Origin of the sequence: Streptomyces sp. NBC_00358 (assembly GCF_036099295.1) — a bacterium.
Classification (GTDB): Bacteria; Actinomycetota; Actinomycetes; order Streptomycetales; family Streptomycetaceae; genus Streptomyces.
Genome location: NZ_CP107976.1, coordinates 6700664 through 6718155 on the forward strand (window position 1 = coordinate 6700664; position 17492 = coordinate 6718155).

At 70.4% G+C, this 17492-nt stretch carries 16 protein-coding genes and 1 riboswitch; of the genes, 12 read left to right on the forward strand and 4 right to left on the reverse strand.

Annotated elements, in window-relative coordinates; all coding sequences use genetic code 11:
- Positions 1-35: 35 nt before the first annotated feature.
- From ctaE to OHT01_RS28535, 6 genes are all read left to right on the forward strand, one after another.
- Positions 36-656 carry an aa3-type cytochrome oxidase subunit III gene (ctaE, locus tag OHT01_RS28510; protein ID WP_328555967.1) on the forward strand — a complete coding sequence of 207 codons (621 nt, stop codon included), beginning with the start codon at positions 36-38 and terminating at the stop codon, positions 654-656.
- Positions 657-720: 64 nt separating this feature from the next.
- Complete coding sequence (gene qcrC / locus OHT01_RS28515; protein ID WP_328555968.1) at positions 721-1530, forward strand: cytochrome bc1 complex diheme cytochrome c subunit; 810 nt, start codon at positions 721-723, stop codon at positions 1528-1530.
- Positions 1527-2603, forward strand: a complete 1077-nt coding sequence (qcrA, locus tag OHT01_RS28520) for a cytochrome bc1 complex Rieske iron-sulfur subunit (RefSeq protein ID WP_328555969.1) — start codon at positions 1527-1529, stop codon at positions 2601-2603. Before qcrC ends, qcrA begins: the two co-directional genes overlap by 4 nt.
- A complete protein-coding gene (gene qcrB / locus OHT01_RS28525) occupies positions 2600-4240 on the forward strand; it encodes a cytochrome bc1 complex cytochrome b subunit (RefSeq protein ID WP_328555970.1) in 1641 nt (546 codons plus the stop codon). Before qcrA ends, qcrB begins: the two co-directional genes overlap by 4 nt.
- Before the next feature lie 169 nt (positions 4241-4409).
- On the forward strand, positions 4410-5474 hold the full coding sequence (gene trpD / locus OHT01_RS28530) for an anthranilate phosphoribosyltransferase (RefSeq protein WP_328555971.1): 1065 nt from the start codon (positions 4410-4412) through the stop codon (positions 5472-5474).
- A gap of 85 nt (positions 5475-5559) precedes the next feature.
- Positions 5560-5676: riboswitch (SAM riboswitch) on the forward strand.
- 187 nt (positions 5677-5863) lie between these two features.
- Complete coding sequence (locus OHT01_RS28535) at positions 5864-7240, forward strand: aminotransferase class V-fold PLP-dependent enzyme (protein ID WP_328555972.1); 1377 nt, start codon at positions 5864-5866, stop codon at positions 7238-7240.
- Between the two features lie 66 nt (positions 7241-7306).
- On the opposite strand, the gene OHT01_RS28540 is transcribed toward OHT01_RS28535, so the two are convergent.
- Both OHT01_RS28540 and OHT01_RS28545 read right to left on the reverse strand, forming a co-directional pair.
- Positions 7307-7588, reverse strand: a complete 282-nt coding sequence (locus OHT01_RS28540; RefSeq protein ID WP_326788250.1) for an Lrp/AsnC family transcriptional regulator — start codon at positions 7586-7588, stop codon at positions 7307-7309.
- Between the two features lie 42 nt (positions 7589-7630).
- Positions 7631-8386: a rhomboid family intramembrane serine protease gene (locus tag OHT01_RS28545; RefSeq protein ID WP_328555973.1), complete on the reverse strand. Its 756-nt coding sequence runs from the start codon at positions 8384-8386 to the stop codon at positions 7631-7633.
- Between the two features lie 153 nt (positions 8387-8539).
- On the opposite strand from OHT01_RS28545, the gene OHT01_RS28550 reads away from it, so the two are divergent.
- The 5 genes from OHT01_RS28550 to OHT01_RS28570 all read left to right on the forward strand — a co-directional run bounded on the left by OHT01_RS28550 (position 8540) and on the right by OHT01_RS28570 (position 14194).
- Entirely contained in the window at positions 8540-8779 is a 240-nt protein-coding gene (locus OHT01_RS28550; RefSeq protein ID WP_328555974.1) for a hypothetical protein, read from the forward strand.
- A 35-nt stretch (positions 8780-8814) separates the two neighbouring features.
- A complete protein-coding gene (locus OHT01_RS28555) occupies positions 8815-10164 on the forward strand; it encodes an NYN domain-containing protein (RefSeq protein WP_328555975.1) in 1350 nt (449 codons plus the stop codon).
- Between the two features lie 465 nt (positions 10165-10629).
- Complete coding sequence (locus tag OHT01_RS28560; protein ID WP_328558302.1) at positions 10630-11664, forward strand: C40 family peptidase; 1035 nt, start codon at positions 10630-10632, stop codon at positions 11662-11664.
- Positions 11665-11903: 239 nt separating this feature from the next.
- On the forward strand, positions 11904-12926 hold the full coding sequence (locus OHT01_RS28565) for a C40 family peptidase (protein ID WP_328555976.1): 1023 nt from the start codon (positions 11904-11906) through the stop codon (positions 12924-12926).
- Positions 12927-13003: 77 nt separating this feature from the next.
- Positions 13004-14194, forward strand: coding sequence for a hypothetical protein (locus OHT01_RS28570; RefSeq protein WP_328555977.1), 1191 nt, complete (start codon positions 13004-13006; stop codon positions 14192-14194).
- Between the two features lie 36 nt (positions 14195-14230).
- On the opposite strand, the gene OHT01_RS28575 is transcribed toward OHT01_RS28570, so the two are convergent.
- Positions 14231-14755: a PadR family transcriptional regulator gene (locus tag OHT01_RS28575; protein WP_328555978.1), complete on the reverse strand. Its 525-nt coding sequence runs from the start codon at positions 14753-14755 to the stop codon at positions 14231-14233.
- Positions 14756-14870: 115 nt separating this feature from the next.
- Between OHT01_RS28575 and OHT01_RS28580 the strand changes: the two genes are divergently transcribed.
- Positions 14871-16190 carry an MATE family efflux transporter gene (locus OHT01_RS28580; protein WP_328555979.1) on the forward strand — a complete coding sequence of 440 codons (1320 nt, stop codon included), beginning with the start codon at positions 14871-14873 and terminating at the stop codon, positions 16188-16190.
- Here OHT01_RS28580 and OHT01_RS28585 read toward each other — a convergent pair.
- Positions 16151-17395, reverse strand: coding sequence for a glycosyltransferase family 87 protein (locus OHT01_RS28585; RefSeq protein ID WP_328558303.1), 1245 nt, complete (start codon positions 17393-17395; stop codon positions 16151-16153). The two genes, OHT01_RS28580 and OHT01_RS28585, sit on opposite strands and share 40 nt — an antisense overlap.
- Positions 17396-17492 lie beyond the last annotated feature (97 nt).

A 17492-nucleotide genomic window follows, 5' to 3' on the forward strand; every position in this document is an offset into this window, starting at 1 on the left:
CCCCCGGGGTGAGGGCGGGATAAGCGACCGACATAATGTCGGTCGTGGCGACAGCAACGACAGTAGAAACCGGGCACGCGCACCCGTCGGTCAATCGGCCGAACCTCACCAGCGTCGGAACCATCATCTGGCTGAGTTCCGAGCTGATGTTCTTCGCGGCCCTCTTCGCGATGTACTTCACCCTGCGATCGGTGACCGGGCCGGATCACTGGAAGGAGATGGCAGGCCATCTCAACCTTCCGTTCTCCGCGACGAACACCACGATCCTGGTGCTCTCCTCCCTGACCTGCCAGCTCGGCGTGTTCGCCGCCGAGCGCGGGGACGTGAAGAAGCTCAGGATGTGGTTCATCGTCACCTTCATCATGGGTGCGATCTTCATCGGCGGTCAGGTCTTCGAGTACACCGAACTGGTCAAGAAGGACGGGCTCTCGCTCTCCTCCGACCCGTACGGCTCGGTGTTCTACCTGACCACCGGCTTCCACGGACTGCATGTGACGGGCGGACTCATCGCCTTCCTGCTGGTCCTCGGTCGCACCTACGCGGCTCGGAGGTTCACTCACGAGCAGGCAACCGCCGCCATCGTCGTGTCCTACTACTGGCACTTCGTCGATGTCGTCTGGATCGGCCTTTTCGCCACGATCTACCTGATCAAGTAATCGGGCCCACAGCCCGAAACATCCAGAAGCACCGACGCAGAAGATCCTGACACCGGGGTAATCCGTGAAAAAGCTCTCCGCACGACGACGCCATCCGCTGGCGGCGGTCGTCGTCCTACTCCTCGCGCTGGCGGCCACCGGGGGGCTGTACGCCGCGTTCGCTCCCGCGGGCAAGGCGCAGGCCGATGAAACCGCCCAGTCCCTCGGTATCACCGAGGGCCAGAAGCTGTACTCCGTGGGCTGCGCAAGCTGCCACGGATCCGGCGGTCAGGGCAGCTCCGACGGTCCGAGCCTGGTGGGTGTGGGCGCCGCGGCGGTCGACTTCCAGGTCGGTACCGGCCGTATGCCGGCCCAGCAGCCGGGCGCTCAGATCCCGCGCAAGAAGGTCATCTACTCGCAGGCCGAGATCGACCAGATCGCGGCCTACATCGCCTCGCTCGGCGCCGGACCCACGATTCCGACCAAGAGCCAGGTCAGCCCCGAGGGCGCGGACATCGCCAACGGCGGTGAACTCTTCCGCACCAACTGCGCCCAGTGCCACAACTTCACCGGCAAGGGTGGCGCGCTGACGCACGGCAAGTTCGCGCCCAGCCTGGAGGGTGTCGACCCGAAGCACATCTACGAGGCCATGCAGACGGGCCCGCAGAACATGCCGTCCTTCCCCGACACCACGCTGACGGAGAAGAACAAGAAGGACATCATCGCGTACCTCGACGCGGTCAACGGTGACGACACCGAGAGCCCGGGCGGTCTTGAGCTGGGCGGCCTCGGGCCGGTCAGCGAGGGCCTGTTCGGCTGGGTCTTCGGTCTCGGAACCCTGGTCGCCGTCGCCGTCTGGGTCGCCGCTCGGACCGCAAAGGCCAAGAAGTCATGAGTAGCCAAGACATTCCAGAAGAGAACGTGCCCGCTGAGCGGGCCTCCGACGACCACGCCGAGCACGGTCATGGCTCGGTAGCCGTCGCGGACGAGCAGAACCCGTTCGCGGACCCGGGGCTGCCGCCCCACGAGCACCGCATCCAGGACATCGACGAGCGGGCCGCCAAGCGGTCCGAGCGCCTTGTCGCCATGCTGTTCGTGCTGTCGATGCTGGCCACCGTCGGCTTCATCACCTCGTACGTGGCGATCCCGAACGACAAGTCGATCTTCGTCTTCCCGCTCGGGCACATCAGCGCGCTGAACTTCGCGCTGGGCATGTCGCTCGGTGTGGCGCTCTTCGCCATCGGCGCGGGCGCGGTCCACTGGGCCCGCACCCTGATGTCCGACGTGGAGATCGCCGACGAGCGTCACCCGATCGAGGCGGAGCCCGCGGTCAAGGCCAAGGTCATGGCCGACTTCAAGGCCGGTGCCAAGGAGTCCGCGCTCGGCCGCCGCAAGCTGATCCGCAACACGATGTTCGGCGCGCTGGCCCTGTTCCCGCTCTCCGGCGTCATGCTGCTGCGCGACCTCGGCCCGCTGCCCGGCACGAAGCTGCGCCACACGCTGTGGTCCAAGGGCAAGCTCCTCGTCAACATGAACACGAACGAGCCGCTGCGTCCCTCGGACGTGGCAGTCGGTTCGCTCACCTTCGCCAAGCCCGAGGGCCTGGAGACGGACGACGAGGACTTCCAGAAGGAGATCGCCAAGGCGGCCCTGATGATCATCCGGCTCCAGCCGGACAACATCAAGGACAAGCAGGAAGTCGAGTGGTCCTACGACGGCATCGTGGCCTTCTCGAAGATCTGCACCCACGTCGGCTGCCCGATCTCCCTGTACGAGCAGCAGACGCACCACGCGCTCTGCCCGTGCCACCAGTCCACCTTCGACCTCTCCGACGGCGCCCGGGTCATCTTCGGCCCGGCGGGTCACGCCCTGCCGCAGCTGCAGATCGGTGTGAACGCTGAGGGCTACCTCGAGGCGCTCAGCGACTTCACGCAGCCCGTCGGTCCTGCATTCTGGGAGCGCGGATGAGCACTACCACCACCTCCGACTCGCGCTCCTCGCGCGAGAAGGCGCCCGCCGGTGAGCGGGTGGCCGACTGGGCCGACGGCCGTCTGGGGATCTACTCCCTGGCCAAGTCCAACATGCGCAAGATCTTCCCCGACCACTGGTCGTTCATGCTGGGTGAGATCTGCCTGTACAGCTTCATCATCATCATCCTCACGGGTGTGTACCTGACGCTGTTCTTCCACCCGTCGATGAACGAGGTGGAGTACCACGGCAGCTACATCCCGCTGCAGGGCCAGCTGATGTCCGAGGCGTTCAACTCGACCATGCACATCTCCTTCGATGTGCGCGGTGGTCTGCTGATCCGGCAGATCCACCACTGGGCGGCGCTGATCTTCCTCGCCGGCATGTTCGTGCACATGATGCGCGTGTTCTTCACGGGTGCGTTCCGCAAGCCGCGTGAGGTCAACTGGGTCTTCGGATTCCTGCTGTTCGTCCTCGGCATGTTCACCGGCTTCACCGGTTACTCGCTCCCGGACGACCTGCTCTCCGGCACCGGTGTCCGCTTCATGGAAGGCGCGGTCCTGTCCGTGCCGATCGTGGGCACGTACCTGTCGTTCTTCCTGTTCGGCGGCGAGTTCCCGGGCGGCGACTTCGTGGCCCGCTTCTACTCGGTGCACGTGCTGCTGCTGCCGGGCATCATGCTCGGCCTCGTGGTGGGCCACCTGATCCTGGTCTTCTACCACAAGCACACGCAGTTCGCGGGCCCCGGCAAGACGAACAACAACGTCGTCGGCATGCCGCTGCTGCCGGTCTACATGGCCAAGGCCGGAGGCTTCTTCTTCCTGGTCTTCGGTGTCATCGCGGCCATCGCGGCGATCGCCTCGATCAACCCGATCTGGGCCATGGGTCCGTACCGTCCGGACATGGTGTCCACGGGCGCCCAGCCCGACTGGTACATGGGCTTCTCCGAAGGCCTGATCCGTGTCATGCCGGGCTGGGAGATCAACCTCTGGGGTCACACGCTCGTCCTGGGCGTGTTCATCCCGCTGGTGATCTTCCCGCTGGTCCTGGTCGCGATCGCGGTCTACCCGTTCATCGAGTCCTGGGTCACCGGCGACAAGCGCGAGCACCACATCCTGGACCGCCCGCGCAACGTCCCGACCCGGACCGCGTTCGGTGCCGCCTGGATCAGCTGGTACTTCGTCCTGCTCGTCGGCGGCGGCAACGACATCTGGGCCACGCACTTCCACCTGGCGATCAACTCGATCACCTGGTTCGTGCGGATCGCGTTCTTCGTCGTGCCGGTGCTCACCTTCATGGCCACCAAGCGGGTCTGCCTCGGCCTCCAGCGCCGGGACCGGGACAAGGTGCTGCACGGCCGTGAGTCGGGCATCATCAAGCGCCTGCCGCACGGTGAGTTCATCGAGGTCCACGAGCCGCTCAGCCAGGACGCGCTGCACACGCTCACCGCGCACGACCAGTACAAGCCGGCCGAGATCGGCCCGACGGTCGACGAGAACGGTGTCGAGCGCAAGGTCTCGGGCGCGCAGAAGCTGCGCGCCAGGATGAGCGAGGGCTTCTACGGGGAGGAAGGCCAGATCCCCAAGCCCACCGTCGAGGAGTACAAGGAGATCACGAGCGGCCACGGCCACCACTGATCCCCGGCAGTTCGCCACGGCAGGAGCCCCGTCCAGGCAATGGACGGGGCTCTTTGCCGTCTCCCGGGCTGGATAGGGTGGACTCACCCCGTGGTGCGGGGTGATCCACCCCGCGTCACCCACGACCGCGGCACCCGAGACCGCGTGACCTACGAACCCAGGAGCGACCATGAGCGCTGTGAACCCCGCTGGAGGCGACACCGCGGCGGGCCGTTCCTGGCCCGCGGTACTGAACGGCCTGCTCGAAGGCCGCGACCAGAGCGCTGACGACACGGCCTGGGCGATGGACCGGATCATGCGCGGCGAGGCGACCGACGCCCAGATCGCCGGGTTCGTGGTGGCCCTGCGGGCCAAGGGCGAGACCGTCCAGGAGATCTCCGGACTCGTCCGGGCGATGTACGAGCACGCCAATGTCATCGAAGTGCCGGGACACACCGTCGACATCGTCGGAACGGGCGGCGACGGCGCGAAGACCGTCAACATCTCCACGATGTCCTCGATCGTGGTGGCCGGCACCGGCGCCAAGGTCGTCAAGCACGGCAACCGGGCCGCGTCCTCCGCGTCCGGCTCGTCGGACGTCCTGGAGAAGCTCGGCGTCAATCTCCAACTGACGGTGAAACGGGTCGCCGAGGTGGCCGAGGAGGCCGGGATCACCTTCTGCTTCGCGGTGAAGTTCCACCCGGCTCTTCGTCATGTGGCGGCGGCACGCGGCCAGTTGGGCATCCGGACGACCTTCAACGTGCTCGGGCCGCTGACGAACCCGGCGCGGGTGAAGGCCCAGGCGGTCGGTGTCGCCGATCCCCGGATGGCGCCCATCGTGGCGGGCGTGTTCGCCGAGCGCGGCAACTCCTCGCTGGTCTTCCGCGGCGACGACGGTCTCGACGAGCTGACCACCACCGGGGGCTCCCATGTCTGGGTGGTCCGCGACGGCAAGGTCACCGAGGAGCGCTTCGACCCGCGCGACGTCGGGCTCGGCATCGTCCCGGTGGAGGCCCTGCGCGGCGCCGACGCCTCGTACAACGCGGAGGTCGCCCGGCGCCTGCTGGACGGCGAGACCGGTCCCGTACGGGACGCGGTGCTGCTGAACTCGGCGGCGGCCCTGGTGGCTCTTTCGCCGACCGGGGCACCGCTCGCGGACCAGCTCCGCGACGGAATGGAGAAGGCGGCCGAGGCGATCGACTCCGGCGCCGCGAAGCGCACGCTCGACCGCTGGGTGGCCGCCAGCAACGCCTGATCCGCCGGTGGCACGGAGCGAGGCGCAGTCCAGAATCTGGACTGCGCCTTGCGCGTGGAAGATCCTCTGGCAGGATGCTGTATCAGGTCATGAGTGACAGTCATCAGGCCCCGGCCGACTGTCCGGCAACCCTCCGTCCGTGGCGGGGTGCCCCGGGTGAAGACCAGGTCGTAGGCAGCGAGGCCTACGGCAAGCGCGGACCCCTCCCGCCCATCGGGCGGACGCAACCAGGGGTCCTGGTCGTTCGAGGGAGCCTTCTGTGAGCAAGCGAATGCGATAGGGCGCCGAGCCCCGCCCCCGCACACCCTTTTCACCTTTTCCGCGCTGAGCGCTGCCCTCGGGCGGCCGGCTCGCGCGGTGATCCCGCCTGCCTCTCACAGGAGCTCGCCATGTCTGTCTCCACCGTTGCCGCCGACCAGACCGTTTGTGCCCCTCTGGCCGTTCTGGGCCGGGATGTCACCGTCCCGCTCGTCACCGGCGGCGAGGTGACCTACGCGGCCCTCGACTACGCCGCCAGCGCGCCCGCCCTCCAGCGGGTGTGGGACGACGTGGCCGCGTACGCCCCGTACTACGGCAGCGTCCACCGGGGCGCCGGCTACCTCTCGCAGCTGTCCACCGACCTCTTCGAGAACGCCCGCAGGACCGTCGAGGAGTTCCTCGACTGCCGCGCCGACGACCAGGTGGTCTTCACCCGCTCCACCACCGACTCGCTCAACCTGCTCGCCGCCGCGCTCCCGGCCGACTGCCAGGTCTTCGTCTTCGAGACCGAGCACCACGCCTCGCTGCTGCCCTGGCGCGACGCCCGGGTGACGTACCTGAACGCCCCGCGCACCCCCGGCGAGGCCGTCGCCACCCTGGAGCGCGCCCTCGCCGCCCGCACTGTGTCCATTGAAGGGGGCTACGGACCGGCCCTGGTCTGCGTCACCGGCGCCTCGAACGTCACCGGGGAGCTGTGGCCGGTGCGGGAACTGGCCGCCGCCGCGCACGCCCACGGCGCCCGGATCGTCCTCGACGCCGCGCAGCTCGCCCCGCACCACCCGGTGTCGGTCCAGGACCTCGACGTCGACTGGGTCGCCTTCTCCGGGCACAAGCTGTACGCGCCCTTCGGCTCCGGTGTCCTCGCGGGCCGCTCCGACTGGCTGCTCGCCGCCGAGCCCTACCTCGCGGGCGGCGGCGCCAGCCGCAAGGTCACCCGGCGTACGGACGGCGGCGTGGACGTGGAGTGGCACGACAGCGCCGCCCGGCACGAGGCCGGTTCGCCGAACGTCATCGGCGCCTACTCGATCGCGTCGGCCTGCAAGGCGCTCACCGAGGAGGGCTTCGACAACCTTCTCGCCCGCGAGCAGCACCTGATCCGTACCGTCCGCGCGGGCCTCGCCGAGGTCCCCGAGGTCCGGGTCCTCTCGCTCTTCGGTGACGACGCCCCGCGGGTCGGCGTCATCTCCTTCGTCGTCGAGGGCTGGAACAGCTCGCACTTCGCGGCCGCGCTCTCCGCCGAGTACGGCATCGGTGTCCGCGACGGCCTCTTCTGCGCCCACCCGCTGGTCCGCACGCTGCTCGGCAGCGACCCGGGGACCCAGGGGGAGTGCGGCGCCCCCGAGGCGGCCCCCGGCGAGAAGTCCCTCAACGCCATCCGCGTCAGCTTCGGGGCCGGTACCCCCGACGAGCACGTCGAGCGGTTCGTCCGCGCGGTGCGCGAGCTCGTCAGGGACGGTGCGCGCTGGCAGTACCGCACCGAGGGCGGCCGCTGCGTCCCGGCGGTCTGACGCCCTCGGGACGTTCGCCCGCAGGGGGTTGTCAGGAGGCGGTGCCGGGAGGCGGTGTTCCGTCGGTCAGGAGTCGAGACCGATCGCGAACGCCGCCTCCAGGTCGTGCTGGGAGTACGTACGGAACGCCACGTGCGTGTCCGTCGCCTCGACGCCCGGGATCTTGCTGATCTTGCCGGGAATGACGTCCGCGAGGTCGTCGTGGGCCTTGACCCGGACCATGGCGATCAGGTCGTAGGTGCCGGTGACGGAGAAGACCTCGCTGACGCTCTCCAGCGACGCGATCGACTCGGCGATCTCGGGGATCCGGTCCACGCTGGTCTTGATGAGGACGATCGCGGTGATCACGGCTGGTTCTCTCCCTAGGGGGCCACTGCTGGGGATCTCACCCTACTCGCGGTCCACCCGGCCCGGCTGATCCACCGGGGGCCCCGGCAGCACCCCCGGAGCGGGCACGGCGGCCGTACGGCGGCGGAACCGCGCCCAGGCGTACACGAATCCCAGGGAGAAGCCCACGAGGTGGGCCAGATAGGCGACCCCCGGTCCCGAGGCGCTGCGGCCCGCCGCCAGCCATTGCAGGGTGAACCAGAACGGCAGCACCACCCAGGCCGGGAAGCGCAGCGGCAGGAAGAACAGGAACGGGAAGAGACTGGTCACCCGCGCCTTGGGGAACAGGTACAGAAACGCGCCGAGCACCGCGGAGATGGCCCCGGAGGCCCCGACCAGGGACTGCTGCGAGGTGGCGTTGGCGGCGGCGTAGCCGAGCAGGGCCAGGTACCCGCAGCCCAGGTAGAAGAGGGCGAACTCCAGGTGACCCATGCGTTCCTCGGCCATCAGCCCGAAGACGTAGAAGAAGAGCATGTTGCCCAGGAGGTGGAGCCAGCTGCCGTGGATGAACAGGGCGGTGGCCGGGGTGAGCGCCTCGTGCGGGGCCCCTCCGAACAGCTCGGCCGGCACCACGCCCCAGCGGCGGAAGTACGCCCGCTGGGCGGCCAGCAGTTCGTCCCCGGTGCCGTACGCGGGATCGAGGCCCGACGCGGGACCGATCACGAAGACCAGACAGCACAGGACGATCAGCCCGTACGTCACCGGCGCCGACTGCCCCCGCAGCGCCCTGCCGGCCGCCGTACTCCAATTGCCGATCATGTTGCAGAGCATGACGTAACCGGACCGATGCGTACGGACCGCCTCGCCGCCGTGGGCAGCCGAGCGTCGAGTACCCGCCAGGCCGTAGGGTTACGAGCCACATGCACCGGGAGACCGGCGCCGGACGGACACTAGAAGGAAAGCGACTGCCCTATGACGGTTCCCCTGCCCGACGCCAAGACCCGCTGGCGCTGCGCCCTCTGCGGCAACCTCACGCGTTTCGACGTGACCCGCTCTTCGAAGGTCGTCGAGTACGTACATCTCGACCTGGCCGGTGAGCCGAAGATCGAGGAGCGCGAGGTGGTCAGTGAGACCATCGAGTCGGTGCGGTGCCGCTGGTGCAACGCGGTGGATCAGGTCGAACTCGTGGACAGGCCGGGCGCCGGCTCCTGACGGAGCGGGCCCCACACGGATAGTTGGGGTGACGGATGGTGGAGACCACGGGCGGGGAGCCGGACGACGGCACCGCCGAGGTGCTCGACCGTCCGCTGCCCGACGGCGTGCGCCGACGCGTCGTGCAGATCGTCTCGGACGGTTTCGGCGGGCTGACCATGACCGAACTCCCGGTCCAGTTGCGGCAGTACGCCCGATTCGCCCCGAACCGGCGGGCCAAGTTCGCCGGTAACGCCATGGCCGCGGCGCTGGAGACGGACCCGCTGTTCCGGCAGCGCATCGCCGAGAAGCTGAGAGAGGCCCAGGCGGAGCTCATCGGCGCCCTGGACTCGGGCGCGCCGCCGCCGGCCGCGGATCCGCTGGACGTGGCGGCCGCGGCCTATGTGCTGCGCCCCGCGGGCTGGGTGAAGCTGGTGACCGCCGCAGGCGAGGAAGCCCTGCGGGCGGACGCCGAGCGCGCCGGCGAGGAGAGCCGCGCCGAGCTGGAGCGGCTGCGCACGGAACTCGCGGAGGCCCGCGGGCAGACGAGGGCCGAGACCGAACGGCTGCGCGCGGAACTGGAGTCGGCCAGGAAGGAAGCGGAATCGCTTCACCGCAAGCTGCGCAGCGCCCTCAGTGACGTCAAGCGGGGCGAGGCCGCCCTGCGCAAGCTCCAGACGGAGACGGACGCGACGAAGACGGAGGGCCAGGCCCAGGTGTCCGTCGCCGAGAGCGAGACCCGGCGGCTCAAGGCGCGGCTCGCGGAGGCCGAGGCCGCCCTGGAGGCCACCCGCAAGGCGGCCCGCGAGGGGCGCAGCGTCGAGGACATGCGGGTGCGGCTGCTGCTCGACACCGTGCTGGACGCGGCCCAGGGCCTGCGCCGGGAACTGGCGCTGCCCCCTGTCTCCGTCCGCCCCGCCGAGACCGTGGAGGCGGTCGAGCCGGGACGGATGACCCCCAAGGACATCGCCACCCGGGCGCTGTCCGAGAACGACCCGGCGATCCTGGACCAGTTGCTCGCGCTGCCCCAGGCGCATCTGGTCGTCGACGGCTACAACGTCACCAAGACCGGCTATCCCCAGATGCCGCTGGAGAAGCAGCGGCTGCGGCTGCTCGGGCAGCTCTCGCAGTTGGCCGCGCAGACCGGCGCCGAGGTCACCTGCGTCTTCGACGGGGCCGAGCTGGCCGCGCCGGTGCTGCTGGCGCCGCCGCGCGGGGTACGGGTGCTGTTCTCCAAGCCCGGTGTCACGGCGGACGAGCTGATCCGTCAGCTGGTGCGTGCCGAGCCGCCCGGCCGGCCGGTCATCGTCGTCTCGACCGACCGTGAGGTGGCCGACGGCATCGCCAAGGCGGGCGCCCGGCCGGTGGCGTCGGTGGTGCTCCTCAAGCGCTTCTCGCGCGGCTGACCGATCCTTTTCGTTCTGTTCTTCGCTTGTGTTCCTTTCGCGCGCTTCCTTCCGCGCGTTTCCTCACGTTCGTCCGCTTCCGTGACGCTTCCCGTCGCGCTCTCGCCGCGCTCTCGGGATGTCATCTCCCGTTCCCGGCCTCGGGTTTCGTGCGCGCGGCGATCCGGGCGCTAAGTCGCATGAGCAACCTACGCACCATGCGTAACCTCTGGGCTGGATGACCGTATTCGTCGCATCTTCACGCGACGTAGTGTCAAGCGCACATCACTGCAGGTGAGTTGATTGCAAAGAATGCGCTCGGTGACAAAGAATTTTCAGGTTTGGATTTGAACTGATCACAAGAAGGTCACTAGGGTCATGCCTCGAACCTCCAACTAGGGTGATCACTCATGAGGAGTGACGGTGGAGGGGCACCGCCCGTCGGCGTTCTCGGCAGGCGGCTGGAGGAAGAAGGAGCTCGCCTTCGTGGCGTCCCACCGTCGACCCAAGCAGCCGAGCCGCACCCGTGTGACCGTGCTCACCACCGTCGCTGCCGCTGCCGTTGCTCTCAGTGCCAACGCCGCGAACGCCGCGCCGTCCGAGAAGCCGAACAAGGACGAGGTCAAGTCCAAGGTCGACAAGCTGTACCAGGAGGCCGAGCAGGCCACTGAGAAGCTCGACGGCGCCAAGGAGAAGCAGCAGAAGCTGCAGAAGCAGATCAGCGCTCTCCAGGACAACGTCGCCCGTGGCCAGCAGGAGCTCAACGACCTGCGTGACGGTCTCGGTTCGATGGCCAGTGCCCAGTACCGCACCGGCGGCATCGACCCCTCCGTGGCACTCTTCCTCTCCTCGAACCCGGACGACTTCCTGGACAAGGCGTCGGCGATGGACCAGCTGACCGCTCAGCAGGTCGAGTCGCTCAAGAAGGTCCAGGAGAAGCAGCGTTCGCTCGCCCAGCAGCGTGCCGAGGCCTCCGCGAAGCTCCAGGACCTCGCCGACACCCGGACCGAGCTCGCCAGCAAGAAGAAGGAAGTCCAGAACAAGCTGGGCTCCGCGCAGAAGCTCCTGAACTCGCTGACGGCGCAGGAGAAGGCGGCACTGGCGTCCAAGGAGCAGGAGCGGGCGACCCGCGCCAGCGAGCGCGTCGACCTCGGCACCACCAAGGCCGCCTCGGGCCGGGCCGGCGCCGCGTTCGCCGCGGCCCAGAGCGTGATCGGCTCGCCGTACGTCTACGGCGCCTCCGGTCCCAGCTCCTTCGACTGCTCGGGCCTCACCTCCTGGGCGTACGCCCAGGCCGGCGTCTCCATACCGCGCACCTCGGAGGCCCAGGCCAACGCGGGCACCCGCATCTACTCGCAGAGCGACCTGCAGGTCGGCGACCTGGTCATCTTCTACGGCGACCAGCACCACGTCGGCCTCTACGCGGGCGGCGGCCAGGTGCTGCACGCCCCGCACACCGGCGCGGTCGTCCGCTACGAGGCGATCGCCAACATGCCCTTCCAGTTCGGCGTCCGTATCTGATCCGTACGGGCGGTCGGATCGGACGTCCGCCGCCCGCAGGGACCTCCTGCCGCTCCGCCCAAACGGGCGAATTGCGACAACTCCCGCTGACCCCACGCCCCGTCGGTGACCTGCGTCTCCGGCGGGGCGTCACTTTGTGTGCCCGCGCGTGCCTTTGGCCGACGCGTAGTCGCCCGGCTACTGTCTGGCGCGATCCCCCGACGGCGGGGGACCGTCAGCGGAAGGGAGAGCGGCTACCCGTGGGGTTCCATCGCCGCATTGCACCGACCGGCTTCGACCGGGGCGCCGGCGCCTTCGGCGTCGCCGCCTGCGTGATGTCCGCGGCGGCCGTCGCGATCGGCGCCCTGCCCGCCTCCGCGGCGCCGCAGGACGACACCCGGGCCGAGGTGGACCGCCTCTACACCCAGGCGGAGAAGGCCACCGAGGCGTACAACGAGGCCGACGAGCGCGGCGACGCGCTGCGCGAGCAGATCGGCACGGTCCAGGACGAGATCGCCCGGCAGCAGGAGCGCGTCAACACCATGCGGGACGCGCTGGGTTCGCTCGCCGGGGCGCAGTACCGCTCCGGCGGTCTCGACCCCTCCCTTGCGCTGCTGTTCTCCGACAGCCCGGACGACTACCTCGACAAGGCCTCCGAGCTGGACCGGATCAGCGCCCGGCAGGCCGGTGAACTCAAGGACCTCCAGTTCGCCCTGCGCGGTCTCTCGCAGGAGCGCGCGCTGGCCGACGGGAAACTCGCCGAACTGGAGCGCAGCCGCACGGCCGTCGCCCGGAACAAGCGGGTCATCGAGGGCAAACTCGCCAAGGCGCGGCAGCTTCTCCACTCGATGCCGTACGCCGACCGTGCCGCCTTCGACCGGGCCTCGCGCTCGACCCGCGCCGACCTGCCCGGCCTCGGTGACGCCGTCGCGTCCTCGTCGCGCGCGGCCATCGCCGTCGCCGCGGCCCGTTCGGCACTCGGCCGGCCCTATGTGTGGGGCGCCAACGGGCCGGGCGGATTCGACTGCTCGGGCCTCATGCAGTGGTCGTACGCGCACGCCGGGGTCGGTCTGCCGCGCACCTCGCAGGCCCAGCGGTACGCGGGACACCAGGTGCCGCTCTCCCAGGCGCGGCCCGGTGACCTGGTCACCTATCGGTCCGACGCCAGCCACGTCGGGATGTACGTGGGCAACGGCCAGGTGATCCACGCGCCCTACCCGGGTGCCCCGGTGCGCTACGACCCGGTCGGGATGATGCCGATCTCGTCCGTCACCCGGGTCTGACGGGGCGCGCGGGGGCGCCCGGTCGGCTCCGGTCGCGCGGTCCGGCGAGCGGGCGCGGGCACCGTACGATCGGGAGGATGGCCGGTCGAAGGTGTGCGTCGCGAGCGGGGCTCTCCCTGGTGCTGCTGCTCGCCGTGCTCGTCGGCTGCGGAGGCCGGGCGTCCTCGGACACCGCGACGGCCGCGGTGCGGCGGGTCCTCGACCGGCGGGCGGCCGCGGTCCTGGACCGGGACGAGGCGGCCTTCCGGGCCACCGGGACAGCCACCGGGACCGGCTTCGCGAACCTGCGCGAGGTGCCGCTGGCCGGCTGGTCCTACCGGCTGACCGCTCTGCACCGCTCCGGCGACCGGGCCACCGCCCGCGCCGAGCTGAGCTACCGCGTCCGGGGCTACGACACCGCGCCCGTCACCGTGGACCGCGCCCTGCGGCTGGCCCGTACCGGCGGAGCCTGGCGCGTCACCTCCGACCTGCCCGCGGGCAAGGGGGGTGCCCAGTTGTGGGACCAGGGAGCCGTGACGGCCGTGCGGGGCGAGCACAGCCTCGTCCTCGGCGTCGGGCAGCCGGGTGCGCGGCTGCGGTCCTTCGCGGATCTCGCGGACCGCGCCGTGCCCGCCGTGTCGGAGGCCTGGGGCACGGACTGGGCGCGGCATGTCGTCGTCCTCGTACCGAAGTCGCTGGAGGGGATGGCGGGGCTGCTCGGGGCCCCGGTGTCCGGGTACCGGGGGATCGCGGCGGTCACCACCGGTGAGGCGGGCGGCTCGGCGAAGGCGCCGGCGGACCGGATCATCGTCAACCCGGACGCGTACGGCGTTCTCGGCGACCTCGGCAAGCAGGTCGTGCTCACCCACGAGACCACGCACGTCGCCACCCGCGCCCACACCACGGCCGCCACCCCGCTGTGGCTCTCCGAGGGGTACGCGGACTGGGCCGGCTACCGCGGCAGCGGGCGGGCACCCGGGCAGGTCGCGCCGGAGCTGGAGCGCGCCGTGGTGGAGGGGCAGGTCCCGGCCGCGCTGCCCGAGGACGGGGACTTCGGGTTCACCTCGGACGCGGGCCGGCTGGCGCGGGCCTACGAGGGCGGCTGGATGGCCTGCCGGCTGATCGCCGACCACTGGGGCGAGGTGCGGCTGAACGACTTCTACCGGGCGGTGGGCGACCACCCCGGGCGCGCGGGCGCCGTCGAGGACGCGCTGCGGGACGTGCTGCACACGACCCCGGAGCGGTTCACCCAGTTGTGGCGGCAGTACCTCAGGGATCAACTCGGCTGACAGGGAAGGCTGTTCGCCCTTCGGGGGCGACGCCGTTCACTCCTCCAGCCGGGCGACTGCCTCCGCGAGCCAGGCCCGTTCCGCCTCGCCCGTCGCCCGCGCCACCCGCAGCATGCCCTGCCGGAACAGGTCGCCGGCCTCCTCCGCGCGCACGGGCTCGCCGTCCCGGTAGAAGAAGCTCGCCGGTGTGTTGAGGAAGTCCTGGCGCCGGCGCAGCACCGCGGCCTGCTCGCGGGGGTCGTCCAGGTGGCGCAGGAACGCGAGCAGGGTGTTGAAGCGGACCTGGTCGGTGATCTCGGCCTGCTTGGGGTGGCGCAGCCGCTCCATGAGGCTCTCGCGGCCCTTGTCGGTGAGCGACAGGATGCGCCGCGGGGCGGCGCTGCTGCCGGGCTCGGTGTGCTGGCCGAGCAGCCCCGCGGTGACCAGGCGGGTGATCGCCGGGTAGAGGGCGCCGTCGCTGACCGGGCGGACATGGCCGCTGAGGGCCTTGATGCGCTCCTTCAGCTCATAGCCGTGCAGGGGCTCCTCGTACAGAAAGCCCAGGATCGACAGCTCCAGCATCCGGTCGGCTCCTCACTGGTGTCCGGTGCTGCCGGCGCTTGCGGGGTTTCGCGCGGCCATGGTACCTCTTACCGAGCTACCTCGAAACGATGTAGCTCGTATCGAGGGAGGCCGTGTGAACGCCCATCGCAAGCAGCTCATGACGCTGGCCCACCCCGTCTACTTCTCGCTGCTCGCCTCCGTCGCCGCCGGAATCATCAACACCCTCTGGGTCTCCCGGCTGGGCAAGGACGCGGTGGCCGCCGTCGCCGTCGCCACCAACACCGAGAACGTGCTGCTCGGCGTCGCCCTGGTCTTCGCCTCCGGCACCACCGTCCTGGTCGCGCACGCCCGGGGCGCCCGCAGGCCGGGCGCGGTCCGGGCGGCGGTCCGCGGAGGCTGGGCGCTCTGCGCCCTGGTCACGCCGGTGATCGCGCTCGGCGGCTACCTGCTGCGCGAGCCGCTGGCCCGGCTGGTGCTGGGCGACGACGGACGAGCGCTGACCCTCGCCGTCCGGTACTTCGCCGTCTCACTGCCCGGCATCGCCGTCTTCTTCGTCCAGAACCTGGTCGACGGCATCCTGAAGGGCACCGGCGACACCCGCACCCCGATGCGCCTCGCCCTGCTGGCCAACGGCCTGATCCTCGGCCTCGACCCGCTCCTCATCCACGCGTACGGCGTCCGGGGCGCCGCCGTCTCGACCGTGCTCTGCCGCTGCGTGGCCCTCGGCGCGGGCCTGCGCGCCCTGCGCCGGAACACCCTGCTGACCGAGACGGCCGGCGCGGTGCCCGCCGAGGCCACCGGCGCCGCGCTGCGCCGCACCCTCACGACCGGACTGCCCATGTCCGCGGACTTCACGGTCCGGCAGGGCGGGGCGCTCGTACTGGTCGCGATCGTGGCCCGGCTCGGGACGACGGCGGTGGCGGCGTACGGGATCGCGTACAAGGTCATGTACGTCGCCACCATGGCGTTCTACGCGGTCCGGCAGGCCGCCTCGATCCACACCTCGCACACACGGGGCGAGGGCCGCGACGAGCGGGGCGCCATCGCCCGGCAGGCCGTCCTCGTCTCGGGGGCCGTTGGCCTGCTCGCCGCGGGGCTCCTGTGCGCCCTGGCCCCCTGGATCATGCGGGCCTTCGGCGCCGGTCCTGCGGTCGCCCACGACGGTGTGCTGTTCCTGTGCTGCGCCGGCCCCTACCTGCTGCTGATGGCCTGCTTCATCGCCGTCGGCGGGGTCTTCGAGGGCAGCGGGGGAGCGCCGGTGCTGTTCCGGGTGACACTGGCCGGCACGGCGGTCCAGCTACCGCTCGCCCACGCCCTGTCCGGATTCGGTCTGCCCGGGATCTGCCTGGCCCTCGCCCTGTCCATGACGGTGCAGTGCGCGGCCCTGTGGCTGTGGACCGGGCGGGCCCGGCGTCAGGAGGACGCCAGGGTCTCCTTGGCGCGGGCCGCCTGAGCCGGGAGCGCCGGCGTCGGCTCGGAGACCGTGTCGCGCCACAGTCGCCGGGCGGCGAGCAGCGAGGCGATCACCAGCAGGCCGTTGCGGACGACGAGCAGGGTGACGCCGAGGGTGGTGCTGCCCACGACGTCCGCGAACCAGGTGGGGAACTCCAGCACCGTCACGAAGCACGCGACCAGCACCAGGCAGGCGGGCACGGCCATCCGGCTCGCGCGGAAGCAGAGGCACACCGCCGCGATGCCGACCAGCCACACCAGGTACTGCGGGCTGATGACCCGGCTGGTGGCCGTGAACATCAGGACGGCGGTGAACGCGGCGTCGGCGAGCGTGTGCGGCAGGAACCGCTTGGCGCACAGCCGCCACAGCAGCAGCCAGCCGAAGGCCAGCACGCTCAGGAACAGCGCCGCCGTGCTCACCAGGTCGACGTAGGGGCCGACGAACTCCACCGAGCCGTAGTTGAGCAGCACCCGTCCGTTCCAGCCGTGATGCCGGGCCACGTGGAAGACGAGGGAGCCGAGCGACTCCACCTCGGTGCCCCGGTCGCGCTGGAAGGTCAGGAAGGCGAACGCGCCCGGCATCGTCATCCAGAACAGCGCCGCGATCCCGGCCGTCGTCGCCGCGGCCCACACCCAGGCCCGGCGGCGCACGGCGGCGAGCAGCAGCAGGACCGGCCAGACCTTCACCATCGCGCCGAAGCCCGTGAGAACCCCCATCACCCGGGGATGGCGGGCTCCGGCGAGCAGCGCGGCGACCGCGACGGCCGTCACCATCACGTCGTAGCGGGCGTACACGGTGGGTCCGAGCAGCGGAACCCCGACGGCCCACACCCAGGCGCCGCGCAGCGTCTTGCCGGAGCGCGGGCCCGCGTACAGGAGCAGTCCGAACACCACCAGATCGGCGAAGAAGGCCAGCACGAAGAAGGCTTGCGGGTAGGCCAGGAACGGCAGCAGGGCGGGGGAGAGGATCGCGAGGGAGGCGGCCGGCGGATACTGCCAGGTCACGTCGTTCAGCGGGAAACTGCCGTTCCGCAGGACCCCGTACCAGCCGTGGTAGATCACGGAGACGTCGCTGGTGACGTCCGGACCTGGGAAGACGTACACCTTGGCCACGAAGAGCAGCAGCACGAACCTGGTCAGTCCCCAGATTCCCAGCAGTGCGGCCACGCCGAACGGGAACCTCGTGCTCCGTGCCGCCCCCGTCATGCCCACCTGGCCCTCTTCGTCCGGAAACCGCTCGCGTCGCGGCCGCGTTTCTCGCTGACCCGATGGTGACGCGCCGGTCTGTGTGCGAGCCGTCAGG

Coding starts and splice junctions, on each gene's coding strand:
- ctaE (WP_328555967.1), top strand. CDS start 36: ATGTCGGTCGTGGCGACAGCAACGACAGTAGAAACCGGGCACGCGCAC.
- qcrA (WP_328555969.1), top strand. CDS start 1,527: ATGAGTAGCCAAGACATTCCAGAAGAGAACGTGCCCGCTGAGCGGGCC.
- qcrB (WP_328555970.1), top strand. CDS start 2,600: ATGAGCACTACCACCACCTCCGACTCGCGCTCCTCGCGCGAGAAGGCG.
- trpD (WP_328555971.1), top strand. CDS start 4,410: ATGAGCGCTGTGAACCCCGCTGGAGGCGACACCGCGGCGGGCCGTTCC.
- OHT01_RS28535 (WP_328555972.1), top strand. CDS start 5,864: ATGTCTGTCTCCACCGTTGCCGCCGACCAGACCGTTTGTGCCCCTCTG.
- OHT01_RS28545 (WP_328555973.1), bottom strand. CDS start 8,386: ATGATCGGCAATTGGAGTACGGCGGCCGGCAGGGCGCTGCGGGGGCAG.
- OHT01_RS28550 (WP_328555974.1), top strand. CDS start 8,540: ATGACGGTTCCCCTGCCCGACGCCAAGACCCGCTGGCGCTGCGCCCTC.
- OHT01_RS28555 (WP_328555975.1), top strand. CDS start 8,815: ATGGTGGAGACCACGGGCGGGGAGCCGGACGACGGCACCGCCGAGGTG.
- OHT01_RS28570 (WP_328555977.1), top strand. CDS start 13,004: ATGGCCGGTCGAAGGTGTGCGTCGCGAGCGGGGCTCTCCCTGGTGCTG.
- OHT01_RS28575 (WP_328555978.1), bottom strand. CDS start 14,755: ATGCTGGAGCTGTCGATCCTGGGCTTTCTGTACGAGGAGCCCCTGCAC.
- OHT01_RS28585 (WP_328558303.1), bottom strand. CDS start 17,395: ATGACGGGGGCGGCACGGAGCACGAGGTTCCCGTTCGGCGTGGCCGCA.